Raw genomic sequence first — 25407 nt, 5'->3', positions numbered from 1 at the left:
GCGGTTTTAATTATACGAAACCGCCCTTTTTCTTAAAGCGATCCACGAGTCAATAAACTGATGTTTAGCAACTTTGTGCGCTTTCTTTCCCGATAATGGATCGTTAATATAAACAAAATGTTTATCAAAGCCAACGAGAACGACCGCATGCAAGTCAAGAGGTGTTCGAATGGTTTGTCCTCCATGTTTCCAGCTCTCCCAGCGGTCCGGAAGGCGATAATCGCCAGTCGTCCATACGACGACTGGACGTTTATTGGCAACATATTTTAACAATTCATCGAAAGAATGTCCTGTTAGGTTGATAGCGCGTTCTGGTAAATATTTTTCCATCAATTCTGTGATTGGTTCATCATATACTGCATAGCCGCTTGTTTTTCCCGTCATATCTCCAACAAATCCGTCGGCTGGATTTCCCCATGAGATAATGTCGCCGCGCTTGTTGTGCACTTTTGGATCCACGTCTTTTTTGATTTGCTTCGCCAACGTCATTTTGTTGACGTGTACACCAGCATATTGCAACACCATAGCTAAGCTTGTTACTTCGCAGCCATATTTTAGTTCAGGTTTTTGCTTAATTAAAGGAACATCGAGAATGATTTTTTCTGGCTGTTTTACTTCAGAAGAGACGGCTTTATTAGTCGGAGTGCCTTCTAATGGTTTGATGGATTGTAAACTTATGTTGACTATAGCCGCTTCCCTGCTGCTTATATATTCGTTTTTTTCTTCGTAGGAACAACCAAGCAATATAAAAAGGGCCATTGATATATAAATTCGTTTCACCGTAATCACCTATATTTTTGCTTATAGTATGCCAGCGATGTTTTTCTTTATGAGGAAAAGAAGCTATATGGTATAATATGCAAAATGGCGAGTGCAGAAAATGAGGTGAGCGACATGGATGCCTTAGACATTGTAGCGAACTTGCAACACGTCATCCCATATTACCAAGCGATTTTTAGTGCAGATGAACACCGTGTTATCGGTTATGAAGTATTAGGGAGGTATGAATCAGAAGGCTCAGTATTTAGTTTAGGGCCATTCTTTCATGATGAAACGATACCGGAAGAATTTCGTCTCGAGGTTGATGAAACAGTAACGAAAAAAGCGCTTGATTACTTCCTTTCCAATGGAGATGATTCGACGTTTATTTTTCTTAATCGGGATGCAAATTTACTTATGCTTGACCGGGCGGAGTCGTTTTTAAAACTGCTCTTCCAATATGAAGAAAAGGGGTTATCGCTTGAACGCATTGTATTAGAGATTAATGAACAACACTTTAAAGGCGATTTCAATCAGCTTGGTCATTTACTAACATATATTCGTACATATGGGATTCGTGTTGCTCTTGATAATATTGGAGAGCACAGCAGCAATCTAGAACGGATTAGTTTGTTGGATCCTGATATTTTAAAAATCGATTTGCGCGAACTGCGGAAAACGTCGACCAACTACTCGTATCAAGATGTGCTTTACTCTCTCTCTTTACTGGCAAGAAAGATTGGTGCAACCCTCTTATATGAGGATATTGAAGCCGCGTTCCAGCTGCAATATGCTTGGAGAAATGGCGGGCGGTATTATCAGGGATATTATCTGGCAGAACCGTTTCCGCATTTGTTGTCGCCTGATTTTTTGAAGGAGCGTCTTCGTCAAGAATGTCATCATTTTATCCAACAGGAGAAGAAAAAACTGCAAACATTGTATAACATCTCGGAGCAGTTTCAACTGAGAATCACGTCGCTGTTAATGAAATATAAAAAAACAGCTAATTTTAATGAGCTTATTACTTGCCTATCGACTGAGTTAGGCGATGCGTGTTTTCGGATATATATATGCGATGAGGACGGATTCCAACAATCGGCGAATATATTCAGGCAGAACAATGAATGGAAGCTGCAGCCGGAATATTGTATGAAAAATTGGAGTTGGCGCCCATATTTCCTAGAAAATATCATACGTATGCGTTCACGAAAAAGAGGGATTTTGTCTGATTTGTATGCGGATATCGAAACAGGAGAAACGATTCGCACGTATTCATATCCGATTGATGAACGCCATTACTTGTTTATCGATTTATCGTATAGTTACTTATTTGAGCATGACGCACATTATTAGTCGAATAAAATGAAGCGTTTGTGGGAAAGTAAGCCTGAGGTGAAAATACGATGGCACAACTCTCATTTATATTATCAATCATTGTATTTCTAATCGCAGTCGTAGGATTTATATACACGTACTCACTCGGGAGACGCCAAAGGCTGCAAGAACAGTATGATGCACCTATAAATGGAAAAATTCAAGAGCATCCGTATATGCGCAACCCTGTGCTTCTGGCTTACTTAATTGCTGGTTTATTGGCGATCGGCATGATTGCTTATTTTGCATGGAATTACCGGTAGTAATCAGAGAAGGACAATCCGATGAAAGGATTGTCCTTTTTTTGTTATAATAAAATGGGGGAACATTGTCATGTACTCATGTTTACCGCTGTTTGGGCTCATACTATAAAATAAAGCGCCCTTTTTCGCATAAAAGGAGGAAAAATTATGTCTCAATTGTTAGGGATTATTCAACGTCTCACGCAGCTTCGTGACCAAGAACCTAATGGAAACGAGGCTCCGCAACGAAATTTTGAAGTAAACGGGGAAAAAAGATGCAGTGTTACATATTTGGCGAAAACCGACATGTTTATATTAGAGGTGTATGAGAAAGGAAAAAAACCGAAAACATACCAATTTGACAATATCGATATGATTGCGATTGAAATTTTTGAACTATTACATGAACGAAGCGAGGTGAGATGATGAAACGGCCTCTAGTGACCTGTCCGATGTGCCAAAAACAGGCACAGTTAGAAGAAGTGTTGACCGCACAGTCAAACCAGAATGTGATCTATACATGCCCTTCCTGCCATTTTACATTGCGCAATATTTATACAAGCAAAGGCTAAAAAGTCTTCCCACTGGCGAAGGCTTTTTTTTCGGACTTTTTTATTGAGGTTGCGAATATATACTAGTGACGTTGACAAGGAGGGTGAATGATGCAGAACCAATGGCTTGAGCGGTTGTCGTTAGATGAGCAAACATTATTGTTGGATGTGCTCTTTACTCAGCAGTATGCGTTAGAACTTATTAGCTGTGAAATTGCCGATATGGAGTCTGGTTATAAGCAAGTAGACGAAGCAAGGTACAGAAGTTTAATGAAACTGTACCGCCGAATTGTTGAAGAACTGTCGCTTTAGGAGCGATAGTTATTTTTTTATGGACAGCGTCGAGTATGTTAAACTGAAGGAGGGAAGAAGTATAAGGGAAAGGCGGAAAAGAAAAATGATCAGTTTTGATAGTAAAGAATTTTTAGATAAGACGGTTGGACAATTTCTTATTCCTGCCGACAAAGTCGCCCACGTTCAGGTCGGGAATTATTTGAATCATGCTTTGTTAGTCTTAACAAAAACAGGATATTCTGCAATCCCTGTGCTCGATACATCATATAAACTTCATGGGTTAATTAGCATCACGATGATTATGGATGCGATTTTAGGGCTCGAACGAATTGAATTTGAGCGATTAGAAAAAATGAAAGTGGAAGAAGTAATGAACAAGGATATCCCGCGGTTATCGTTAAACGATCATATCATTAGAGGAATTGATCTCGTCGTAAACCACCCGTTTGTTTGTGTCGAAAATGAAGAGGGATATTTCGAAGGAATTTTTACAAGAAGGGAAGTATTAAAGCGGCTAAAGAAGCAACTTAGACGCTTTAACCATTACGGTCAATGAGGCTACTCTTTTTACGTCACAGCTTTCCATATCAGTTGGACGATAAGAAGAGCAGTCACCGTATTTAAAATGATTTGCAGATGTTGTTTTTTTAATTTTTGCGCAAGCCTTATAGAAATTTGCGCCCCGATGATCGATCCGGTAGCTAAAAAGGGAGCGATGTGCCAGTTAACGTGGCCTGCGTATAAGTATGTTACAAAGGCGCCAAAGCAGCTTATAAATGTTTGAAACCTTGTAAAAGCGACGGCTGTTAAGTAATCCATCCCTGTGGACAGATAAGTATACATTAGTAATGTAGCCTGGCCTGGTCCGAACATCCCGTCGTAAACGCTGATTGCGTAAAGAATGAAATATAATTTTTTCGGAAAAGCAGCAGGTCGCTGTTGCACCATCTGTTTTCGAAACAGCTGCAAACTAAGAGCGAACGTTAACAACGCGATGGCAATGGCTGTCATTGTTTTTTCGGATAAAGCCGAGGCAAGCGATCCACCAGTAATGCCGCCGAATAGGCTTATAGGAATCAGCATCAATGTTTGTTTCCATCCGATTCGTCCTTCGCGAAAGAGCACAAAAAAGCTAGAAAATGAACTAATCGTATTAGAGAACTTAGCGGCGGAGATGGCTTGGTGAACAGGAACGCCCATCAAGAGCAAAACAGGCATTCCCACCAAGCCGCCGCCACCAGCCAACGTGCCAATAAACGATGTGAAGGCTCCAACGATAATAAATAAGACAAACTCCATCTTTTAATCTTCCCTTCCTTGTTTCATTCCTTCTAATACCATCATATACGTTTCAGTGTGATAAGGAAATTTCGTAAAAATGAATGAGAGTGATAAGAAAAACTTATTGTAATGGGAGAGGGGAACTATTGATGACAGAGTACGAATTGCTTGTTATTTTGGCGGAAGAGCTGAATATGAGAAAGGCAGCAGCTAAATTGTACGTGACCCAATCCGCACTTTCACAGCGCTTGCAGACGATTGAAAGCAATTGGAATACAAAAATTTTCATTCGTTCACAGCGAGGGCTGATATTAACGCCAGCTGGCGAGAAAATTGTCCGGCTTGCTAGAGAGGTTGTGAAAGCAACCAAACAAATTAAAGAAGAAATTGTGCAAATGAATGGGGAAGCAAGCGGGACGTTAAAGCTGGCAGCCGCTTCGATTGCCGCTCAACATTGGCTTCCTACAATTTTGAAGCGGTTTACCGAACGATATCCGAATGTCCAAATTTCGCTGGCGACAGGTTGGACAAGCGATATTATGGCATTGATGTATGAAGGCGATTTTCATATAGGCATTGTTCGTGGTAAACCGACTTGGAACGGTGTGAGACACCTGTTATTTACTGATCGATTATATTTAATTGATCAGCAAGTCGAATGTTTAGAACAGCTGCGCAGCACGAACCGACCATTTATTCAGTTCAAAAGCGATTCTACCTATTCTCTCCACATTCAGCAATGGTGGCACGAGCGATTTGCCACATTGCCTGAGCGGACTATCGTTGTGGACCAAATCGAAACGTGTAAACAATTAGCTTACCATGGAATTGGCTACGCCATTTTGCCGGAAAGTGCCCTCCGTGACTTAGACAGAACAATGCACAAAATTTCGCTAGAAGATCGAAGCGGCCATTTTATCACGAGAGGCACATGGCTCATTAGTACAGAAATAGCATGGCAGCTTCCGCAAGTGCAAGCATTTTTTCAAGTGACGCAAGAGCGGCTTCAATGAATTGGTGCTTGTCAGCACTATTCCTGTTTTGCTAAAGTAAAGAAATAAGAGAACAAAAGGAGGATGCTGCAATGAAAATGATGGATGCTAATGAAATCATTTCGTTTATTCAAAATAGCAAAAAAGCGACGCCTGTCAAAGTATACATAAAAGGGGATTTAGAAGGAATCGATTTTGGAGCGAGCGCTAAAACATTTATTTCCGGAAATACGGGAGTGGTGTTCGGCGAATGGCAAGAAATTCAAGCGGCGCTTGAGGCAAACAACGATCGAGTTGAAGATTATGTCGTTGAAAATGACCGCCGCAATTCCGCGATTCCGCTTCTTGATTTAAAAGGAATCAAAGCGCGTATTGAACCGGGGGCGATCATCCGCGACCAAGTGGAAATTGGCGATAATGCGGTGATTATGATGGGCGCTGTCATTAATATCGGTGCTGTTGTAGGCGAAGGTACAATGATCGATATGAATGCAGTGCTTGGCGGACGTGCCACGGTCGGCAAAAATTGCCACGTTGGTGCTGGAGCGGTATTGGCAGGGGTGATCGAGCCTCCTTCTGCGAAGCCTGTGATTGTCGAAGATGATGTCGTCATCGGCGCTAACGCTGTAATTTTAGAAGGGGTGACGGTAGGAAAAGGAGCGGTCGTAGCGGCTGGCGCTGTCGTCATTGAAGATGTTCCGCCTTATACGGTTGTTGCTGGTGTACCGGCCCGCGTTATTAAACAAATCGATGAAAAGACGAAAGCGAAAACAGAAATTAAACAAGAATTACGACAATTATAAAGGGAACAGGACGTCCGATTTTGCTGGTGAATGTTCTTTGTCGACTCACCAGCGACAAGCCGGTTATGAAGTCTCATCATAGAGAGCGTGGAGATACTCCACGCTTTTTTACAAGGAGGAGAAAACATGCTGAGCCCATTTGTGTCCATTCGGCGCGATTTGCATAAAATTCCCGAATTAGGATTCCAAGAATTTAAAACGCAACAGTACTTACTCAACTATATAGCCGCATTGCCACAAGAGCGATTGGAAATCCAAACGTGGAGAACGGGCATTTTTGTAAAAGTGAACGGCCTTAAACCAACGAAAACGATTGCCTACCGTGCGGATATAGATGGCCTTCCGATTACCGAAGAAACAGGATTGCCGTACCGCTCCGAACATGAAGGACGGATGCATGCTTGCGGCCACGATTTTCATATGAGTATTGCCCTCGGTGTATTGACATATTTTGTGCACCACGCAATTAACGACAATTTGTTGTTTATTTTCCAGCCGGCCGAAGAAGGTCCGGGAGGTGCGCTGCCGATGCTTGAGAGCGAGGCGATGAAGCGATGGATGCCCGATATGATCATCGCTTTGCATATTGCACCTGAGCACCCTGTCGGCACGATCGCTGTGAAAGAGGGGTTGTTATTTGCCAATACATCAGAATTATTTATTGATTTAAAAGGAAAAGGCGGGCATGCCGCTTTTCCGCATTTGGCCAACGATATGGTTGTTGCTGCTTGTTCGCTCGTCACTCAGCTCCAATCGATTGTAGCGCGCAACGTCGATCCGCTCGATAGCGCTGTTATTACAATTGGAAAAATTTCTGGGGGAACGGTGCAAAATGTAATTGCTGAAACAGCACGGCTTGAGGGGACGATTCGCACACTATCGGTGGAATCAATGAAAAAGGTGAAAGAACGAATTGAAGCCATTGTTAAAGGTGTTGAAATCGCTTATGAGTGTGAAGCAACCATTGATTATGGCTCCATGTATCATCAAGTATATAACGATGAAGCGCTTACGAAAGAGTTTATGGAATTCGCAGGTGGAATTCCCGGCATCGATGTTGTCAGATGTAAAGAAGCAATGACCGGGGAAGATTTTGGTTATATGCTTGCGAAAATTCCGGGATTTATGTTTTGGCTCGGTGTAGATTCTGCGCACGGGCTGCACCATGCGAAGTTATCGCCTGATGAGAGCGCTATCGATAAAGCGATCTCGTTATTGACAACGTATATTTCGTGGAAAGGAAACAATGAATGATACGTATATTTCCATCTCCTATAAGACACATTATGTAAGTGAGGAGGTGGATGGGACATGGCGAAAATTGGTGTAGAACCATCATTAACGAATGTTCAGACAGCGTTACAAGAAAGAGGACATGAAGTTGTTCCGCTTCGCCAAGAAAGCGATGCCAAAGGTTGCGATTGCTGTGTTGTTACGGGACAAGATTCGAATGTAATGGGCATTCAAAATGCTGTGACGGCGGGCGCTGTGATTGAAGCGAGCGGCTTAACAGCGGAAGAAGTATGCCAAAAAGTTGAAGAAAAATTGCGATAATAATCATAACACATAAAAGCGCACGTAAAAAGACTAGGCGCCTTTCCTAGTCTTTTTGTTCGTGCAAATCATTTGGTATATCAAGAAGAAAATAGTAAAATAATGATAGAAATAAGTCGATAATAATAGTACAAAAACAAGTATCTCTTTAAATTAATTATCATTTAATATTGACTAAAAATATAGTGTTTAGTATAATCCTATATGGATAAAAGTTTATCTAATTGAGAAAATGTCTGTCATTTTCTCAATAAAATCATTATGGAGGGATACATATGGCAGAACGTATGGTAGGAAAACAAGCTCCACGTTTCGAAATGAAAGCTGTTTTACCAAGCGGCGATTTTGGTACAGTGAGCCTAGAAGAAAATATGCGAAATGGAAAATGGACAGTTCTTTTCTTCTATCCATTAGATTTCACGTTCGTATGTCCAACAGAAATTACAGCTATTTCTGATCGCTACGATGAGTTCGAAGATTTAGATGCTGTTGTAATCGGTGTATCTACAGATTCTGTATACTCTCATAAAGCATGGATCGATACGCCACGCACAGAAAACGGACTTGGAGAAATCAAGTATCCGTTAGCTGCTGATACAAATCATGCAGTATCTCGCGACTACGGTGTATTGATCGAAGAAGAAGGAATCGCACTTCGCGGTTTATTCATCATCGATCCAGAAGGAGAATTGAAATACGCCGTTGTTCACCACAACAATATCGGTCGCGATGTAGATGAAGTATTACGTGTGCTTCAAGCATTGCAAACTGGCGGTCTTTGCCCAGCTAACTGGAAGCCTGGTCAAAAAACATTAGAAGTATAATCAAAGAAGGTCTAACATTACGTTAGACCTTTGTTTACATGGAGGGATACGATGAAATTACGCGAACCAATGCCTGAATTAAGCGGAGCGACCGCTTATTTAAATGGTGAGGTAACAAGAGAAGAATTAATTGGCAAGAAGCCGACGCTTATTCACTTTTGGTCGGTGAGCTGCCATCTTTGCAAAGAAGCAATGCCGCAAGTAAACGAGTTCCGCGATCGCTATCAAAATGAATTAAATGTCGTAGCAGTCCATATGCCTCGCTCCGAAAGCGATCTCGATATTGAACTCGTCAAAAAGACGGCAGAAGAACACGGCATTACACAGCCGATTTTAGTCGATAACGAACATAAAATTACGGACGCTTTCGAAAATCAGTATGTTCCTGCTTATTACGTGTTTGATGCGGAAGGGAAGCTTCGTCACTTCCAAGCTGGAGGAAGCGGGATGAAGATGTTAGAAAAACGCGTCAACCGTGTGCTTGAGGAAAATCAAAAAGCTGAATAATGTGAGTTGAAAGGAACGAAGGCCATTCGTTCCTTTTTTGATGTGCGTTTTTTTACGTTGCGTAATGAATGAGGCAGCCGGATTATTGTTTCTCCGCTCGCTTCAGAAATCATCCGCAAAGGCGACGTCTAATAATTATTAAAACAAAAAGCAGGGATTTTCCCTGCTTTTTGTTATTCCGCGAAACGCTAGGCACGTTTTTTATATTTCCATAATGATCGGCAAAATCATCGGTTTTCGTTTTGTTTTTTCATATAAAAATGGTGCCAGTGTGTCCGTGATTTCATTTTTAATTTCTGACCATTGGTTTGTTTTTCTCTCAAGCACTTTTTCAAGATGTTTTGCGATGAGCGCTTGAGCGTCGCTAATTAAGTCACCAGATTCACGCATATAGACAAATCCGCGTGAAATGATATCCGGACCCGCAGCAATTTTAAATTCTTTCATATTAATGCTGACAACGACGATCACAAGACCCTCTTCAGAAAGAATGCGGCGGTCACGCAGCACGATATTGCCGATATCTCCGATGCCACTACCATCAATGTAGACAGAACCTGATGGGATTTTACCGACAATGCCTGCTTCCTCCTCGCTTAATCCTAGCACTTCGCCGTTGTCCATAATAAAGCAATTTTCCTCTGGCACGCCACAATCCACCGCAAGTTTAGCATGCATTTTTTGCATGCGGTATTCTCCGTGAATAGGCATGAAGTACTTTGGCTTTATTAAACGGATCATCAATTTTTGTTCTTCTTGTCCGCCGTGGCCAGATGTATGAATATCATTCAACGGACCGTGAATGACTTCGGCACCTGCGCGGTATAACATATTGATTGTACGATTGACGCTCACCGTGTTTCCTGGGATCGGGGAGGATGAGAAAACGACAGTATCTCCCGGAATAATTTGGATTTGCCGATGTGTACCATTGGCGATGCGCGATAGTGCGGCCATTGGTTCACCTTGGCTTCCTGTACATAAAATTGTGACACGGTTCGCTGGGAGACGGTTAATTTGTGCAGCATCAATGAATGTATCTTTCGGACATTTAATGTAGCCGAGTTCCTGCCCAATTTCAATTGCAGCTTCCATGCTCCGGCCGAAGACAGCGATTTTGCGATTGTTAAGCACCGCTGCTTCCGTCACTTGCTGCAGGCGATGAATGTTGGATGCAAATGTCGCAAAAATGATGCGCCCTTGAACTTTGCGGAAAATATCGTGGATGCTTTCGCCAACGCGGCGCTCGGACATTGTAAAATGCGGAATTTCACTGTTTGTGCTGTCCGAAAGCAAGCATAGCACGCCTTCTTTTCCGATCTCCGCCATTTTTGTTAAGTTAGCAGGCTCGCCTACTGGTGTAAAGTCAAATTTAAAGTCTCCCGTATGCACAATTTGTCCGGCCGGTGTTTTCACCACAATGCCGTAGCTGTCCGGAATGCTGTGTGTCGTCCGGAAAAACGTGACCGCCGTTTTTTGAAAGCGAATCACATCGTCTTCTTTAATTTCAATCAGCTTTGTTTGGCTTAAAAGCCCGTGCTCTTCCAATTTGTTGCGGATCAGTCCCAAGGCAAGCTTTCCGCCATATATCGGAACGTTTACTTGCCGAAGTAAATAAGGAATGCCGCCGATGTGGTCTTCGTGCCCATGAGTAATAAATAAACCTTTAATTTTCTCGGCATTTTTTACTAAATAACTGTAATCAGGGATTACATAATCAATTCCAAGGAGCTCGTCTTCTGGAAATTTAATCCCCGCATCAATAACAATAATCTCATCTTGGAATTGCACGCCGTATGTATTTTTTCCGATCTCTCCTAATCCTCCGAGTGCAAATACGCCAACTTGATTTTCTTTTAAAAATTTCATCATCTAAATCTCCAATACGTGAAAATGTGGACTTTGTTTCTCATACTCTAGATGAGCACCTTCAAGCGGCTGAATGTACTCGATATTAATGGTGCGGTTTTTTAGCTTTTGGCGTACTTCGCGCTCTGATTCCGCTTCAATATACAGCGTTTTTGTTTTTTCTCTCACAGGCACTTCATCAGGATTTTCTTGGTAAAATACTTTAAAAATCATTGCAAAATCTCTCCTTACTAGCCAATAATTGATCAGGTTATGAATAATGTTAAAAATATAGCATTATTCTTTGCTAAGCGATGTTTTATATCATCGGGTGTCATTTTGCGCCATTCACAAAGGCGTTTGGGGATTATTTTTTGTTACGCGGTATTAACAAAAAATTTTCGCTCCTCATCATATCATAATATCATAAACATACTTTAACGGCGAAAATCAATATATTTTATTGTTAAATATTTCTTTTCGCCTGACTAGCTTTTATTTTTACGTACCTCTGTGTCCAAGACGGCAAAGTCGATTTCACTTTTATCATCTTTGACGGAATGGAATACTTTCATTCATGCGCTTCTTCTAAAAGAAGCCCTTCTTTCTAGAGAAGGGCTTTAAACTTAAGCGATTGACTTTTTACGGAGCAAATCTTTCCATTGTTGGAGCAATTTTTTCTTGAGCTTCTTCAACATCTCTCATCACTCCCTACTTTTATTGTACTTATTTCTTGCGGAAAGTAAATGTTCTCTTATTTTTTATTTAGTATTAGTATATGAATATAAGGGCTTGTTTTTCATGGTGAAAGCTGGAAGTCCTTTTTGTTTGACATCTCTGCTTTTTTTCATTACCGTAGTGATGAAGAAGCGCAACGATTTTATTATTAAGGTGAGAAAACATGAAGAAAAAGATTGTGTTTTTTGACATTGATGGAACGTTATTAAATGAGAACAAAGAATTGCCCCCTTCAACTGTCCAAGCGATTCAAAAGTTGAAGGCGGCTGGAGTGTATGTGGCGATTGCTACGGGAAGGGCCCCATTTATGTTTGCGGAATTGCGAAAAAAATTAGGGATCGACTCATTTGTCAGCTTTAATGGTCAATATGTTGTTTTTGAGGGGGAGGTCATTTATAAAAATCCTTTGCAACGTCAAAAATTGCACGAGCTAAAAGAGCAAGCGCATAAACAAGGTCATCCGCTTATTTTTATGGATGCAGAAGATATGAGGGCAAGCGTCAATGATCATTCTTACATCCATGTGAGCATGGGAAGCTTGAAATTTCCTCATCCTCCCGCAGATCCCCTTTACTATGAGCGTCGTGAGATTTATCAAGCCCTGTTATTTTGTAAGCCGGAAGAAGAAAAACAGTATGTAACGTCATATCCGGAATTTCATTTTGTTCGTTGGCATAGTTTATCAACAGACGTGTTGCCATTCGGGGGCTCAAAAGCAGAAGGGATTCGGAAGCTGATGGAGCGAATCGGAGCGGCAAAAGAGGATGTTTATGCGTTTGGCGATGGCCTGAACGACTTAGAAATGCTTCAGTTTGCCGGTACGGGAGTGGCGATGGGCAACGCGAAAGAAGAGGTAAAGGAAGTCGCGGATTTTGTGACAAAATCAGTGGATGAAGAAGGAATTTTGTACGGATTGAAGCAGCTCGAGCTTATCAAATAAACAAAAAGGGCTTTCTCTCCTAAAGGAGATAGCCCTTTTTTATAACTTACCGTTCGATAGGAACGGCGTTTTCAGGAATTTTGAAAGGATTTTTTGGATCAATATGATCGTAAAACATAATGCCATTTAAATGATCGATCTCATGCTGAAATACAATCGCTGGCAACCCTTTTAATCGAAGGGTGATATTTTCTCCTTCGAGAGTAGTGCCAGCAACGGTAATCCGCGCATAACGCGGCACGTAGCCGGGAACGTCGCGGTCGACGGAAAGACACCCTTCCCCGCTTGTCAAGTAGCACATTTGCACGGAATGGCTTGTAATTTTAGGGTTAAATAAGGCATAACTATGCAATGTGCCTTTTTCATCTTTCACATGTACTGCAATCATTCGTTTAGGGACATTAATTTGCGGTGCTGCCAATCCAATTCCTGGGCGTAGCCCGTATTTTGCTGCCAGTTCGGAATCTTGGCTCATTTTTAAATAATCAAGCATGCTTCGCAAAATATCTTGATCTTCTTTCGAAGCAGGAAGGGGAACGGGCTCAGCCGTTTTTCGTAATGTCGGGTGTCCTTCTCTAATGATATCTTTCATTGTAATCATCGCCCTTCACTCCTTTATATACATAAATATGCGTGATAAAACCAGTCTATCAAACATTTTCGTTTATCGTAAATATGGGTCGAAAAAAATGGCAAAGAAAGAAGGGAATGAGAGTTGAAAGCGGCAAAAATCTTTTTGATGTTTCTACTCGCTCTTATTTTTTTGCAATCGTGCAGCATATTAGCTCCTGAACAGCAGGTAGTCGATACGTTTGAACAAATCGCTAAATTGGAGGATAAAGTGAATAAGCATCATGCGACTCTCGTCCGTTTGGAACGCGAGCAGACCACTCTTTACGGCCAAATCACATCGCTAGGAATGAAACAATTTAATAAAGTGGCAGAGCTTTCAAAGGAAGCGCAGACCATTATTGATAAAAGGGAAAAGGAAATTGACGCTGAACATGAAAATATCAAGCGAGCTCATAAGATGTTACCAATTGCGAAAGAAAATGCGGAGCGTTTACATGAGTCGGCTATTAAGGCATGCGCGCTGCGCTTAATCAATGTGATGGAAAAGCGGTATGCGGCATATGATTCGTTGTACACACACTATCAAAAAGCATTATTGCTTGAAAGAGAACTTTATCGACTTTTTGAACAGGAAAATGTTACGTTAGAACAACTGCAAAAACAAACGGAGAAAATTAATCGTGTCTATGCAGAAGTAGTAGCTGCCAACAATCAGTTTAATGACTATACAGAGGAGTATAACGAAGCGAAAAAGAAGTTGTATAATGAACTTCAATAGCTGTCGAAATGACGGCTTTTTTTATACCTTTTTACACGAAAAGAGAGAGGGTTTTTATATAGTACAGAATATAATACAGGTGTTTATATATACTATAACAGTTTTTATTTTTATCCAATATTTGTATATTGTTTTTAAGGAGTTAAAGTAATTGACGTTCAAAATCAGAAAGTGTAAACTTGAAATACAGGTGGTTGTTGTACTAATTTTATTTTTTAAATCATTAATACAGTTTTTATTTTATCCGTATATTTCCATACCATGCGCAGACGACAGGTGGATGTTGTCTGTTTATAGCGAAATTTGGGTAAATTAATGCTGTATTGCAGAACTGGAGATCGTTTATTTTTATTTTTATATAAGAAAGGTAGAGGTGAATGGAATGGGTGCAAAAACATCCGTGTTCAATGTGAAGAAACAACTTGAAAAAGTTGCTGAACAATTTCCGACGTTTCAAATTTTAAACGAAGAAGGCGAAGTCGTTAATGAAGCGGCCATGCCAAATTTAAGCGATGAGCAGCTGAAAGAATTAATGCGGCGCATGGTATATACGCGTGTGCTTGACCAACGCTCCATTTCGTTAAACCGTCAAGGTCGTCTTGGCTTCTACGCGCCGACAGCAGGACAAGAAGCGAGCCAACTTGCAAGCCAATTTGCCCTTGAAAAAGAAGATTTTATTTTGCCTGGTTATCGTGATGTTCCACAAATCGTTTGGCATGGTCTTCCGCTTTATCAAGCGTTTTTGTTCTCGCGCGGTCATTTCCACGGCAACCAAATTCCTGAAGGTGTTAATGTATTGCCGCCGCAAATTATCATCGGCGCGCAAATCATTCAGGCTGCTGGTGTAGCTTTAGGTATCAAAAAACGCGGCCAAAAAGCGGTAGCAATTACATATACAGGTGACGGCGGGGCATCTCAAGGCGATTTCTATGAAGGAATTAACTTCGCCGGCGCATTTAAAGTACCAGCCATTTTTGTAGTGCAAAATAACCGTTTCGCAATCTCTACGCCGGTAGAAAAGCAATCTGCAGCAAAAACGATCGCTCAAAAAGCAGTAGCAGCAGGTATTCCTGGAATTCAAGTGGACGGAATGGATCCATTGGCTGTATATGTCGCGGTACGTGAAGCACGCGAGCGCGCAATTAACGGGGAAGGCCCAACGCTTATCGAAACGTTATGCTTCCGTTATGGTCCGCATACAATGGCGGGTGACGACCCGACTCGCTACCGTACGAAAGAGCTTGAGAACGAATGGGAGAAAAAAGACCCGATTGTTCGTTTCCGCAAGTTCTTAGAGAGCAAAGGATTGTGGAGCGAAGAGGAAGAAAACAAAGTGATCGAACAAGCGAAAGAGGATATTAAAGAAGCTATTAAAAAGGCAGATGAAACGCCAAAACAAAAAGTAACGGACTTAATGAGCATCATGTATGAAGAAATGCCATTTAACTTAAAAGAACAGTATGAAATTTATAAAGAGAAGGAGTCGAAATAGGCCATGGCGCAAATGACAATGATTCAAGCAATCACGGATGCGTTGCGCATCGAGTTGAAAAATGATCCAAATGTATTAGTGTTTGGGGAAGACGTTGGGGTGAACGGTGGCGTGTTCCGCGCAACAGAGGGATTGCAAGCGGAATTTGGCGAAGATCGCGTATTTGATACACCGCTTGCGGAGTCAGGAATCGGTGGCCTTGCTGTTGGTTTAGCTGTACAAGGCTTCCGTCCAGTCCCTGAAATCCAATTCTTTGGATTTGTATACGAGGTGATGGATTCCATCAACGGACAAATGGCTCGTATGCGCTATCGTTCAGGCGGACGCTATAGCATGCCGATCACTGTTCGTTCTCCATTTGGTGGCGGTGTTCACACTCCTGAGTTACACGCTGACAGCTTAGAAGGATTAGTGACGCAGCAGCCGGGGTTAAAAGTCGTGATCCCTTCAACACCATACGATGCAAAAGGATTGTTAATTTCAGCGATTCGTGACAATGATCCAGTCATTTTCTTAGAGCATATGAAACTATACCGTTCCTTCCGTCAAGAAGTGCCGGAAGGCGAATATACAATTCCGATTGGCAAGGCCGACATTAAACGCGAAGGAAAAGACGTGTCCATTATTACATACGGAGCGATGGTGCACGAGTCATTAAAAGCGGCAGCAGAGCTTGAAAAAGAAGGCATTTCAGCGGAAGTAGTCGATTTGCGTACTGTCCAGCCGCTCGATATCGAAACAATAATCGGCTCAGTAGAGAAAACAGGCCGTGCTATTGTTGTGCAAGAAGCGCAAAAACAAGCGGGAATCGCTGCGCATGTTGTAGCAGAAATTAACGATCGCGCCATCCTGAGCCTAGAGGCGCCTGTATTGCGTGTAGCAGCACCGGATACAGTTTATCCATTCTCGCAAGCAGAGCCGGTTTGGTTGCCAAACTTTAAAGACGTCATCGAAGCAGCGAAAAAAGTAATGAGTTTCTAACCGGTGAGGAGGAAACGTGTTTCCTCCTCAAATATGCTAAACAATAGGAGGTCGACGAACAGTGGCATTTGAATTTAAACTACCGGATATCGGCGAAGGAATTCATGAGGGCGAGATTGTCAAATGGTTCGTAAAGCCGGGCGACGAAGTTAATGAGGATGACGTGCTTTGCGAAGTACAAAACGACAAGGCAGTTGTTGAAATTCCTTCACCGGTTAAAGGAAAAGTGCTAGAAATTTTAGTGAACGAAGGAACAGTTGCAACAGTTGGTCAAACGCTAATTAAATTTGACGCACCGGGATATGAGAATTTAAAATTTAAGGGTCAGGATCACGATGAACCGAAAGCAGCAGAAGAGCCCAAACAAGAAGCCGCTGCTTCACAAGCACCGCAAGCGGCAGAAGCAGATCCAAACCGCCGCGTTATCGCGATGCCTTCTGTGCGTAAATACGCTCGTGAAAAAGGTGTTGACATTCGTCTTGTACAAGGAACCGGGAAAAATGGCCGCGTCTTAAAGAGCGATGTTGATGCCTTCTTAGCTGGAGGAACATCAGCTGCGCCGGCTGCAGAAACAGTTGAGGCTGCACAGGTCGCTGTCGAAGAAAAAGCAGCACCAAATGCGGAAGCGAAACCAGCATCTCAGCCTGTTGTACTTGAAGGGGAGTTCCCTGAAACACGCGAGAAAATGAGCGGCATTCGCCGTGCTATTGCTAAAGCGATGGTAAACTCAAAACATACGGCTCCACACGTAACGCTAATGGATGAAGTGGATGTCACAAAACTTGTTGCCCATCGCAAAAAATTCAAAGATGTTGCAGCGCAAAAAGGAATCAAGCTTACATTCTTGCCGTATGTCGTAAAAGCATTAACTTCGGCGCTACGCGAATTCCCAACGCTCAACACATCGATTGACGATGCGACGGAAGAGGTTGTATACAAACATTACTACAATATCGGTATTGCTGCAGATACGGACAAAGGTCTTCTTGTTCCTGTTGTGAAGCATGCAGATCGCAAATCGATGTTTGCGATTGCACAAGAAATTAATGAGCTTGCTACAAAAGCGCGTGAAGGAAAGCTTCTGCCAAATGAAATGAAAGGTGCATCTTGCACGATTACGAATATCGGCTCAGCAGGCGGACAATGGTTTACTCCAGTGATTAACCATCCAGAAGTGGCGATTCTCGGAATCGGTCGCATCAGTGAAAAGCCAATTGTTCGTGACGGTGAAATTGTGATCGCGCCAGTATTAGCGCTATCATTAAGCTTTGACCATCGCATGATTGACGGTGCGACAGCGCAAAATGCGTTGAACCACATTAAGCGTTTGTTGAATGATCCAGAACTATTACTAATGGAGGCGTAAAACGAATGGTAGTCGGTGATTTTGCAATTGAAACGGAAACTCTCGTCGTTGGCGCAGGACCTGGTGGGTATGTGGCGGCTATTCGCGCGGCACAATTAGGTCAAAAAGTGACAATCGTTGAAAAAGAGAACCTCGGTGGGGTTTGCTTAAACGTTGGATGTATTCCATCAAAAGCGTTAATTTCCGCAGCTCATCGTTATGAAACAGCAAAGCACTCCGATGATATGGGAATTAAAGCGGAAAATGTAACGGTTGATTTTGCAAAAGTGCAAGAGTGGAAAGCAAGTGTTGTGAAGAAGTTAACGGGTGGCGTAGAAGGTCTTTTAAAAGGAAATAAAGTAGAGATTGTTCGCGGGGAAGCGTACTTTGTCGACGCCAATACGGTGCGCGTGATGACGGAAAACAGCGCGCAAACGTATAAATTTAAAAACGCCATTATTGCAACGGGTTCTCGTCCAATCGAACTTCCAGCATTTAAGTTTTCAAAGCGCGTTCTGAACTCAACAGGAGCATTGAACTTGCCTGAAATTCCAGGATCGATGGTCGTTATCGGTGGCGGATATATCGGTACGGAATTAGGAACAGCGTATGCGAATTTTGGAACAAAAGTAACCATTCTTGAAGGCGCAGATGAAATTTTGTCTGGTTTTGAAAAACAAATGAGCGCGATTGTAAAACGCCGTCTAAAGAAAAAAGGTGTGGAGATTTTTACAAACGCGCTTGCTAAAGGTGTAGAAGAGCGTGAAGATGGTGTAACCGTCACATTTGAAGTAAAGGGCGAAACGAAAACAATCGATGCCGATTACGTACTTGTGACAGTCGGTCGCCGTCCGAACACGGACGAGCTTGGTCTTGAACAAGTAGGCGTTAAAATGAATGAACGCGGCTTGATTGAAATCGACAAACAGTGCCGTACGAGCGTACCAAATATTTATGCGATTGGCGACATTGTTCAAGGACCGCCTCTTGCACATAAAGCCTCTTATGAAGGGAAAGTAGCAGCGGAGGCAATTGCAGGACACCCAGCTGAAATTGATTATTTAGCGATTCCAGCCGTTGTGTTCTCTGATCCAGAATGCGCTTCTGTCGGATATTTTGAAAAACAAGCAAAAGACGAAGGCATCGAAGTGACAACGGCGAAATTCCCATTTGCGGCAAACGGACGCGCGCTTGCATTGAACGATGCGGATGGTTTTATGAAGCTTGTTGTACGTAAAGACGATGGAGTCATTATTGGGGCGCAAATCGTGGGACCGAATGCTTCCGACATGATTGCAGAGCTTGGTCTTGCGATTGAAGCTGGTATGACAGCTGAAGACATCGCAATGACGATCCACGCTCACCCTACGCTAGGGGAAATTGCAATGGAAACAGCTGAAGTGGTCCTTGGAAGCCCGATTCACATTATTAATAAATAAAACAAAAGGATATCCCAACACGGGATATCCTTTTGTTTTATTTATTGTGCAATAAAGACTTCTTGAAATGGCCCGATCCCAACTCTACTACTCCGTATTTGTCAAATGAAATAATATGGATCGTGAATAAGTAGGATTTATTGCTACTAAATTTCTTCATTGGCTCATATCGTTATGGTAAAAGATAAAAGGGGATCGTCCAATGAAGGAGTACATTGTTTTTCTATTGCAGATGATGATTTGGAGCAGCTTTTCGCTGATTGAATGGCTGTCTGGCCGCGATCGCCCGCTGTTTCGGGGGATGTTGCTTTGCATCTTTTTATATCTCGCTTTTTTGCTTGCGCGAAAAATAGGATTACGAACGCGAAAAGCCATTATGACGACGCTATGTACAGCAGTGATTTATTTCAGTTGTCAACATTTTATATGGGAAACATTATAAAAAAACGATAGCCTGTATGCTATCGCTTATAGAAATACATGATTCGCCCGTTAAATAAATGAAGTTCACCTTCTAATTTTTTGGCAAGAAACTTGCAAAATTCGTTCGCTTTTCCTTTATCACCATGAGTAGATCCGTTTGGAAGAGTGACTTGGATAAACGATGTTTCTTCAGTTTCGTTGTACTCTTGTCCGACACCAATAATGATTGTGTGGTAACGTTCGTTTGTTCCTTTTAAATAAAACCATTGTCCTTTAGCATCATCTGTTTCCACAATTTTATAAGGAAAAGCTGCCTCTTCATATTGCCAACCTAGCTGTTCTCCTGTTTTTTTTATCATTTCTTGATACAAAAAGAACAGTTTTTTTACCTCTTCTAATGTAATCGTTTTTTGTTTTGATGCTGAAGTCAGCTTTATGTATGCATGAGTAGACATTAACGCTCACCTCTATCCTCATTGTAACATTGTTGAAAAATTTTTGCTATTGATTTTAAAACATATTAGAATTATAATAAAATTCAGTATATTTTCAAGGGGGGAGCTTATGAATTTATTTGAAAAGCTGTATGACGATTACGAAAAGGTGAAAGTGCGGTTCGTCGGATTTACTACAAAAGATACGCGCTATGATTTCGGTATCGTGTACACAAATATGTTTTTTGGCAAACCTCTTGTGATTTGCATGCAAACAGGCCGCTCCACTCTCCTCGATCCAAAAGATGTAGAAAACCACGAATATTTGCAGCGTATGTTCCGAATTGATACGGAGGAACAGGCTGCTGATCTAGCTGAATTTTTCTCCGATGTCATTCCAGCAACAGCATTACATCCCGAATATGAATATTAAAAATATGGCAAAAAACGGGCGATGATGCCCGTTTTTTGTATGTAACAAAAAATAAATGTGACATACAATTTGTTTATTGACAATCGAAATGTGATATATTATTATTGAATTAGCCGATCACTAAATCATTATAAAGGGGTTATAGGGATGGGTACGATTGTTTGTCAAACGTGCAATTCGACCATCGGGCATTTTGAAGATGAAAAAGTAACGACGCTTTACGGAAAATGTACAGAATGTGTACATGAAGAAATGGATGATAACGAGTAAGTCACGGTCAAACATGGGGGAAGGGTTTTAAATAATAAAAGCGCATGCGAACGGGAGAAGCATGCGTTTTTTTTTGTTAGTTGTTGTAAAAAAGACGCAAGCAAGCTTGCGTCTTTTTTATTGAATAGGCTTATGCTCTTTAATGACGCGCAATGTTCGTAGCGTATCATCTTCCGGCCCTTGAACAGGCAATCCGACCTCTAAGTTCTTTTTAATATAATTTAAGTTTTCTTGTGTAATAATTTCTCCAGGAATAAAGATTGGGATACCTGGCGGATAAACCATGACAAACTCGGCGATAATCCGTCCCGCTGATTCTTCAAAAGGCACCACTTCTGTTTCCGAATAAAAGGCGTCCCTAGGCGTCAGTGCAAGAGCAGGAATATCGGGCAGCAACACTTTAGGTTTGACGCCTTTGTCGGCTTTATGGCTAAATTCCTCTGATAAATGGCGAAGAGCTTTTACTAGCAGGTTCGTTTCTTTCTCTGTATCGCCTGGTGTAATAATACATAAAATATTATATAAATCCGATAGCTCGACTTCGATGCAGTACATTTCGCGCAACCATTTTTCAACATCGTATCCGGTTAGCCCCAGTTCTTTCACGGAGATAATCAATTTTGTCGGGTCATAATCGTATGTTGCTTTTGTTCCTAAAATTTCTTTGCCGACACAATACAAATGCGGAATTGCATTAATTTGCTCGCGAACGGCTTCAGCCAGCCGCATCGCTTTTTCCGCAAGTTCACGTCCTTCGGTTGCCAAACGTTTGCGGGCGACATCTAAAGAAGCAAGCAACAAATATGAAGTCGATGTCGTCGTTAACATGCTTAAAATCGCTTGAACACGTTTTGCGGAAACAAGCCCTTCACGTACGTTTAAAACGGAACTTTGTGTCATTGAACCGCCCAGTTTGTGAACGCTCGTTGCTGCCATATCAGCTCCTGCTTGCATGGCGGAAAGCGGCAGTTTTTCATGGAAGTGAATATGCACGCCGTGAGCCTCGTCAACAAGAACAGGAACATGGTGCGCATGGGCAATTTCAACAATTTTTTTCAAATCACCAGCAATTCCGAAGTACGTTGGATTGATGACGAGAACCCCTTTCGCATCAGGGTGCTGCTCGAGCGCTTTTTCTACTGCCTCTGGTGTAATTCCGTGTGAAATGCCAAGTTCTTTATCGACTTCCGGATGTATAAAAATGGGTGTAGCACCGGAAAAAACAATGGCTGACATTACTGATTTATGAACGTTGCGAGGTACGATAATTTTGTCGCCGGGTCCCGCGACGGACATAACCATTGTCATGATGGCTCCGCTCGTTCCTTGCACAGAAAAAAATGTATAATCGGCCCCGAAAGCTTCGGCCGCCAGTTCTTGAGCACGTTTAATCATGCCTTTTGGTTGATGTAAATCGTCTAAAGGACCGATGTTAATTAAATCAATCGCCAAAGCGTTTTCGCCGATAAACTCACGAAATTGTGGATCCATTCCGGTCCCCTTTTTGTGACCGGGAATATGAAATTGAATCGGATTTTTTCTCATATGTTGTAGCAGTCCGGTAAATAACGGTGTTTCAAACTGTGACAATTCTTCCTCACACCTCTTTTTGCATAAAAATAAAACAAAAGCATTATAGCACTTATTTAATAGTTTGCAAAGAATCATTTTTATATCGTATAAAAATTTAGGTTTGAACGGCTTGGAATCAGTTTAGAGAAAAAACGGCGAAAAACAGGAAAACGGGCAAACAATCTCGAAACATATTATACTTATACATTAGGAGGGATCACATATGAGATGGAAGACAAGAGTAACAGAATTGTTAGGAATTGACTATCCAATTATTCAAGGAGGGCTCGCCTATTTAGCTTATGCTGATTTGGCTGCAGCAGTTTCTAACGCTGGAGGATTGGGGCAAATTACGGCGATGTCGTTGCCTTCGCCGGAGGCATTGCGCAACGAGATTAGAAAAGTAAAAGATAAGACAGACCGACCATTCGGTGTCAACTTTGCGATCGGGCAGCATGGTCGTCCATTTTCGCATATGTTGGAAGTGGCCATTGAAGAGGAAGTCCCTGTCGTATCTGTCACTGGAGGCAATCCTGCGCCGTTTTTCGAACAGTTAAAGGGAGTTAACGTAAAAAAGCTTGTTCTTGTCGCTGCTGTTCGTCAGGCAGTCAAAGCGGAAGAATTGGGTGCTGATGCGGTCATGGTTGTTGGACAAGAAGGAGGAGGACATCTAGGGAAACATGATACAGGAACGTTTGTGTTAATTCCAAAAGTAGTCGATTCTGTTTCCATTCCTGTGATCGCATCGGGCGGTATCGGAGATGGAAGAGGATTGATGGCCGCGTTAGCGCTTGGAGCGGAGGGCATTGAAATGGGAACGCGCTTCATTGCAACGCAAGAATGTGTTCACGCTCATCCGCTATATAAAGAAATGTTAGTCAAAGGGTCTGAGTACGATACGGTTGTGATTAAGCGAACTTTAGGAGCGCCGGGAAGAGCGATTGCCAATGAGTGGACTGAAAAAATTTTGCAGCTTGAAGAACAAGGCGGAACGTACGAACAATTGAAAGATTACATAAGCGGAGAAGCGAATCGTCGATTTATTTATGAAGGAAAAACAAATGAAGGATTTGCTTGGGCAGGACAAGTCATGGGGCTCATTCATGATGTTCCAACCGTCGCCGAATTGTTCGAGCGCATGATTCATGAGGCGGAACAAATTCGAAGCAGATGGGCAAACTAACAGCGGAGGTGAAGATTTTGGATTATTCGTATCCATTTTCATACGATTGGACAACGCAAGAAATTATTGATGTAATCAAGTTTTTTGAAGCAATTGAAACAGTATATGAAAAAGGAATGGAACGCGAACAGCTGATGAACGCGTATCGGCGATTTAAGGAAATCGTCCCGAGCAAAAGCGAAGAAAGAAAGCTGTGCGATGAATTTGAAAACGCGAGCGGCTATTCTTCTTACCATGTTGTGAAAAAGGCAAAAGAGGCGAAAAATGGTGACTGGATTCGAATGGAGTGAAAAATAACTAGACGAACACACAAATTTGTTGCATAGCCCCCTTTTCTTACATAAATATATATAAACATTAAATATCAGAAAATTTCGTGATTTAGGCCGACAATGATGAAGGAAAGGGGTGCCTATGTTGATGAGAAAAACAGTCAATTCACCAAAACGGACGGATGGAGAGAAGCGGATGGCGGTGCTTCGGCTCGAGCTCGATTATGAATTAGCCACTCTTTACGAGGCGATGATGGAAAACGATGAAGAAAAGAAAAAAGAATGCAAACGAAAATTAGAAAGGCTGCGCCAAGAACTTATGCGTCTTCAACTATAAAGAAACATGTATGGCGAACCACGCACTACGGTTCGTTTTTTCTTGCCGAATCAGCCAAATCACACTATTCTAATTGTATATTCATACATACATGTTTATGACCATTTTTATAACAGGAGGAATAAAATGAGCGTAAATTGGGAGCAAATTGACGAATGCGTACAACAGTGGATTATAGAAGCGGGCGCGCGTATTAAGGAAACATTCGATCAAACATTAACCATTGAAACAAAATCGAGCCGAAGCGATTTAGTAACGAATGTAGACAAAGAAATTGAACAATTTTTCATAGAGCGAATCAGAAAGAAGTTTCCGACTCATCGCGTGCTTGGAGAAGAGGGGTTTGGCGACGATGTATCAGCGCTAGAAGGCGTTGTGTGGGTCATTGATCCGATCGATGGAACGATGAATTTTATTCATCAAAAGCGAAACTTTGCAATTTCAATCGGTGTTTTTGAAAATGCTGTTGGAATGCTTGGTTATGTGTACGATGTCGTAAACGATGAACTGTATTATGCGAGAAAAGGCAAGGGGGCTTTTTTGAATGATCGTCCGCTTCCGCGATTACAGCCTGTATCGATCCCAGAGGCTATCGTTTGTTTAAATGCTGCATGGGTCATTGAAAATAAACGAATCGACCCGAGTGTATTGACCCCGCTTGTAAAAGAAGCAAGGGGAACGCGGTCATATGGCTCGGCTGCTCTTGAGATGGCATATATCGCCGCGGGACGGCTTGATGCGTACATCACGATGAGACTTTCACCGTGGGATTTTGCCGGAGGGCTTGTCATTGTGGAAGAAGTAGGCGGTGTTGTGACGGATATATACGGCGAACCGCTTCAACTGCTTCGCCCAAGTTCCGTCTTTGTATCGAAGCCAGGACTTCATGAGGAGATTTTAAACCGGTACATACGCAAATCGTAAATCGGGACAAGCAAGCCCTTTGTCCCGATTTACAACATGCCTTTTTCGCGCATCCGTTTTTTAGTCGCAAATCCGATTCCCATGACTACTAGGAAAATAATGAAAGAAATGACGACACCGATTATGCTTTGTTCAGCAATAAAAATGCCGATGGCCATAATCGCGGAAGCCGCTAAAATTGCAAACAATAAAAACACCGGTTGGAACGGTTTCATGCCAATCTCCTTTCTTGTGCTGCACTTTC

33 protein-coding genes are annotated in these 25407 nt (G+C 42.1%); 25 read left to right on the top strand and 8 right to left on the bottom strand.

Annotation, left to right across the window (positions count from 1 at the left end):
- Positions 1-6 precede the first annotated feature (6 nt).
- The gene (locus N667_RS0103580) at positions 7-780 is read right to left on the bottom strand and encodes a C39 family peptidase (protein WP_027408308.1); all 774 of its coding nucleotides are present in this window, start codon (positions 778-780) and stop codon (positions 7-9) included.
- Positions 781-894: 114 nt separating this feature from the next.
- Between N667_RS0103580 and N667_RS0103575 the strand changes: the two genes are divergently transcribed.
- From N667_RS0103575 to cbpB, 6 genes are all read left to right on the top strand, one after another.
- Entirely contained in the window at positions 895-2112 is a 1218-nt protein-coding gene (locus N667_RS0103575) for an EAL-associated domain-containing protein (protein ID WP_027408307.1), read from the top strand.
- 50 nt (positions 2113-2162) lie between these two features.
- The gene (locus tag N667_RS0103570) at positions 2163-2396 is read left to right on the top strand and encodes a hypothetical protein (RefSeq protein ID WP_027408306.1); all 234 of its coding nucleotides are present in this window, start codon (positions 2163-2165) and stop codon (positions 2394-2396) included.
- Positions 2397-2543: 147 nt separating this feature from the next.
- A complete protein-coding gene (locus tag N667_RS0103565; RefSeq protein ID WP_027408305.1) occupies positions 2544-2801 on the top strand; it encodes a YkuJ family protein in 258 nt (85 codons plus the stop codon).
- Complete coding sequence (locus N667_RS19925; protein ID WP_198020513.1) at positions 2801-2947, top strand: hypothetical protein; 147 nt, start codon at positions 2801-2803, stop codon at positions 2945-2947. The genes N667_RS0103565 and N667_RS19925 overlap by 1 nt, the downstream gene beginning before the upstream one ends.
- Before the next feature lie 90 nt (positions 2948-3037).
- Complete coding sequence (gene abbA, locus N667_RS0103560) at positions 3038-3238, top strand: antirepressor AbbA (protein WP_027408304.1); 201 nt, start codon at positions 3038-3040, stop codon at positions 3236-3238.
- A gap of 85 nt (positions 3239-3323) precedes the next feature.
- Positions 3324-3776, top strand: a complete 453-nt coding sequence (gene cbpB, locus N667_RS0103555) for a cyclic-di-AMP-binding protein CbpB (protein WP_027408303.1) — start codon at positions 3324-3326, stop codon at positions 3774-3776.
- An 11-nt stretch (positions 3777-3787) separates the two neighbouring features.
- Here the strand turns inward: cbpB and N667_RS0103550 are convergent, their stop codons facing one another.
- On the bottom strand, positions 3788-4519 hold the full coding sequence (locus tag N667_RS0103550; protein WP_027408302.1) for a sulfite exporter TauE/SafE family protein: 732 nt from the start codon (positions 4517-4519) through the stop codon (positions 3788-3790).
- A 131-nt stretch (positions 4520-4650) separates the two neighbouring features.
- Here N667_RS0103550 and N667_RS0103545 point away from each other — a divergent pair, with 131 nt between their 5' ends.
- From N667_RS0103545 to N667_RS0103520, 6 genes are all read left to right on the top strand, one after another.
- A complete protein-coding gene (locus tag N667_RS0103545; protein WP_035097965.1) occupies positions 4651-5514 on the top strand; it encodes a LysR family transcriptional regulator in 864 nt (287 codons plus the stop codon).
- A gap of 71 nt (positions 5515-5585) precedes the next feature.
- Positions 5586-6296 (top strand): 2,3,4,5-tetrahydropyridine-2,6-dicarboxylate N-acetyltransferase, encoded by a 711-nt coding sequence (gene dapD, locus N667_RS0103540; protein ID WP_027408300.1) that lies wholly within the window; start codon positions 5586-5588, stop codon positions 6294-6296.
- A 126-nt stretch (positions 6297-6422) separates the two neighbouring features.
- On the top strand, positions 6423-7550 hold the full coding sequence (locus N667_RS0103535) for an N-acetyldiaminopimelate deacetylase (protein ID WP_027408299.1): 1128 nt from the start codon (positions 6423-6425) through the stop codon (positions 7548-7550).
- Positions 7551-7607: 57 nt separating this feature from the next.
- Entirely contained in the window at positions 7608-7850 is a 243-nt protein-coding gene (locus N667_RS0103530) for a YkuS family protein (RefSeq protein WP_027408298.1), read from the top strand.
- A 275-nt stretch (positions 7851-8125) separates the two neighbouring features.
- Positions 8126-8674 (top strand): peroxiredoxin, encoded by a 549-nt coding sequence (locus N667_RS0103525; RefSeq protein ID WP_027408297.1) that lies wholly within the window; start codon positions 8126-8128, stop codon positions 8672-8674.
- A gap of 51 nt (positions 8675-8725) precedes the next feature.
- Positions 8726-9181: a TlpA family protein disulfide reductase gene (locus N667_RS0103520; RefSeq protein WP_027408296.1), complete on the top strand. Its 456-nt coding sequence runs from the start codon at positions 8726-8728 to the stop codon at positions 9179-9181.
- Positions 9182-9382: 201 nt separating this feature from the next.
- On the opposite strand, the gene rnjA is transcribed toward N667_RS0103520, so the two are convergent.
- Both rnjA and N667_RS0103510 read right to left on the bottom strand, forming a co-directional pair.
- Entirely contained in the window at positions 9383-11050 is a 1668-nt protein-coding gene (gene rnjA, locus N667_RS0103515) for a ribonuclease J1 (protein ID WP_027408295.1), read from the bottom strand.
- Positions 11051-11053: 3 nt separating this feature from the next.
- Positions 11054-11263, bottom strand: coding sequence for a DNA-dependent RNA polymerase subunit epsilon (locus N667_RS0103510; RefSeq protein ID WP_027408294.1), 210 nt, complete (start codon positions 11261-11263; stop codon positions 11054-11056).
- A gap of 667 nt (positions 11264-11930) precedes the next feature.
- Here N667_RS0103510 and N667_RS0103500 point away from each other — a divergent pair.
- Positions 11931-12707 carry a Cof-type HAD-IIB family hydrolase gene (locus N667_RS0103500; protein WP_027408293.1) on the top strand — a complete coding sequence of 259 codons (777 nt, stop codon included), beginning with the start codon at positions 11931-11933 and terminating at the stop codon, positions 12705-12707.
- 46 nt (positions 12708-12753) lie between these two features.
- Here N667_RS0103500 and def read toward each other — a convergent pair whose 3' ends face one another.
- Positions 12754-13308 (bottom strand): peptide deformylase, encoded by a 555-nt coding sequence (gene def, locus N667_RS0103495; protein ID WP_027408292.1) that lies wholly within the window; start codon positions 13306-13308, stop codon positions 12754-12756.
- Positions 13309-13422: 114 nt separating this feature from the next.
- Here def and N667_RS0103490 point away from each other — a divergent pair, with 114 nt between their 5' ends.
- The 6 genes from N667_RS0103490 (at position 13423) to N667_RS0103460 (ending at position 19757) form a co-directional block, all read left to right on the top strand.
- Positions 13423-14058 carry a YkyA family protein gene (locus tag N667_RS0103490; RefSeq protein ID WP_027408291.1) on the top strand — a complete coding sequence of 212 codons (636 nt, stop codon included), beginning with the start codon at positions 13423-13425 and terminating at the stop codon, positions 14056-14058.
- 382 nt (positions 14059-14440) lie between these two features.
- The gene (pdhA, locus tag N667_RS0103480; protein ID WP_027408290.1) at positions 14441-15550 is read left to right on the top strand and encodes a pyruvate dehydrogenase (acetyl-transferring) E1 component subunit alpha; all 1110 of its coding nucleotides are present in this window, start codon (positions 14441-14443) and stop codon (positions 15548-15550) included.
- A 3-nt stretch (positions 15551-15553) separates the two neighbouring features.
- On the top strand, positions 15554-16531 hold the full coding sequence (locus tag N667_RS0103475; protein WP_027408289.1) for an alpha-ketoacid dehydrogenase subunit beta: 978 nt from the start codon (positions 15554-15556) through the stop codon (positions 16529-16531).
- Positions 16532-16592: 61 nt separating this feature from the next.
- Entirely contained in the window at positions 16593-17897 is a 1305-nt protein-coding gene (locus tag N667_RS0103470) for a dihydrolipoamide acetyltransferase family protein (RefSeq protein WP_027408288.1), read from the top strand.
- Positions 17898-17902: 5 nt separating this feature from the next.
- Positions 17903-19315: a dihydrolipoyl dehydrogenase gene (gene lpdA / locus N667_RS0103465; protein ID WP_027408287.1), complete on the top strand. Its 1413-nt coding sequence runs from the start codon at positions 17903-17905 to the stop codon at positions 19313-19315.
- Between the two features lie 202 nt (positions 19316-19517).
- Positions 19518-19757 (top strand): hypothetical protein, encoded by a 240-nt coding sequence (locus N667_RS0103460; protein WP_027408286.1) that lies wholly within the window; start codon positions 19518-19520, stop codon positions 19755-19757.
- Between the two features lie 19 nt (positions 19758-19776).
- On the opposite strand, the gene N667_RS0103455 is transcribed toward N667_RS0103460, so the two are convergent.
- Positions 19777-20193, bottom strand: a complete 417-nt coding sequence (locus N667_RS0103455) for a DUF1885 family protein (protein WP_027408285.1) — start codon at positions 20191-20193, stop codon at positions 19777-19779.
- A 109-nt stretch (positions 20194-20302) separates the two neighbouring features.
- Between N667_RS0103455 and N667_RS0103450 the strand changes: the two genes are divergently transcribed.
- On the top strand, positions 20303-20605 hold the full coding sequence (locus N667_RS0103450; RefSeq protein WP_027408284.1) for a DUF3055 domain-containing protein: 303 nt from the start codon (positions 20303-20305) through the stop codon (positions 20603-20605).
- A 147-nt stretch (positions 20606-20752) separates the two neighbouring features.
- The gene (locus N667_RS0103445; RefSeq protein ID WP_035097960.1) at positions 20753-20875 is read left to right on the top strand and encodes a GapA-binding peptide SR1P; all 123 of its coding nucleotides are present in this window, start codon (positions 20753-20755) and stop codon (positions 20873-20875) included.
- A 117-nt stretch (positions 20876-20992) separates the two neighbouring features.
- On the opposite strand, the gene N667_RS0103440 is transcribed toward N667_RS0103445, so the two are convergent.
- Positions 20993-22465, bottom strand: coding sequence for an aminotransferase class I/II-fold pyridoxal phosphate-dependent enzyme (locus tag N667_RS0103440; protein ID WP_027408282.1), 1473 nt, complete (start codon positions 22463-22465; stop codon positions 20993-20995).
- A 205-nt stretch (positions 22466-22670) separates the two neighbouring features.
- Here N667_RS0103440 and N667_RS0103435 point away from each other — a divergent pair, with 205 nt between their 5' ends.
- The 4 genes from N667_RS0103435 to N667_RS0103420 all read left to right on the top strand — a co-directional run bounded on the left by N667_RS0103435 (position 22671) and on the right by N667_RS0103420 (position 25163).
- Entirely contained in the window at positions 22671-23630 is a 960-nt protein-coding gene (locus tag N667_RS0103435; RefSeq protein WP_027408281.1) for an NAD(P)H-dependent flavin oxidoreductase, read from the top strand.
- Positions 23631-23647: 17 nt separating this feature from the next.
- Positions 23648-23920, top strand: coding sequence for a UPF0223 family protein (locus N667_RS0103430; protein WP_027408280.1), 273 nt, complete (start codon positions 23648-23650; stop codon positions 23918-23920).
- Between the two features lie 130 nt (positions 23921-24050).
- Positions 24051-24239 carry a hypothetical protein gene (locus N667_RS0103425; protein WP_027408279.1) on the top strand — a complete coding sequence of 63 codons (189 nt, stop codon included), beginning with the start codon at positions 24051-24053 and terminating at the stop codon, positions 24237-24239.
- A gap of 126 nt (positions 24240-24365) precedes the next feature.
- Complete coding sequence (locus N667_RS0103420) at positions 24366-25163, top strand: inositol monophosphatase family protein (RefSeq protein WP_027408278.1); 798 nt, start codon at positions 24366-24368, stop codon at positions 25161-25163.
- A 29-nt stretch (positions 25164-25192) separates the two neighbouring features.
- Here N667_RS0103420 and N667_RS0103415 read toward each other — a convergent pair whose 3' ends face one another.
- A complete protein-coding gene (locus tag N667_RS0103415) occupies positions 25193-25378 on the bottom strand; it encodes a YlaF family protein (protein WP_027408277.1) in 186 nt (61 codons plus the stop codon).
- Positions 25379-25407: the final 29 nt, after the last annotated feature.

The sequence above is a fragment of the Anoxybacillus tepidamans PS2 genome, assembly GCF_000620165.1.
GTDB classification, from domain to species: domain Bacteria; phylum Bacillota; class Bacilli; order Bacillales; family Anoxybacillaceae; genus Anoxybacteroides; species Anoxybacteroides tepidamans_A.
This window is presented reverse-complemented; position numbering and strand designations above follow the sequence as displayed.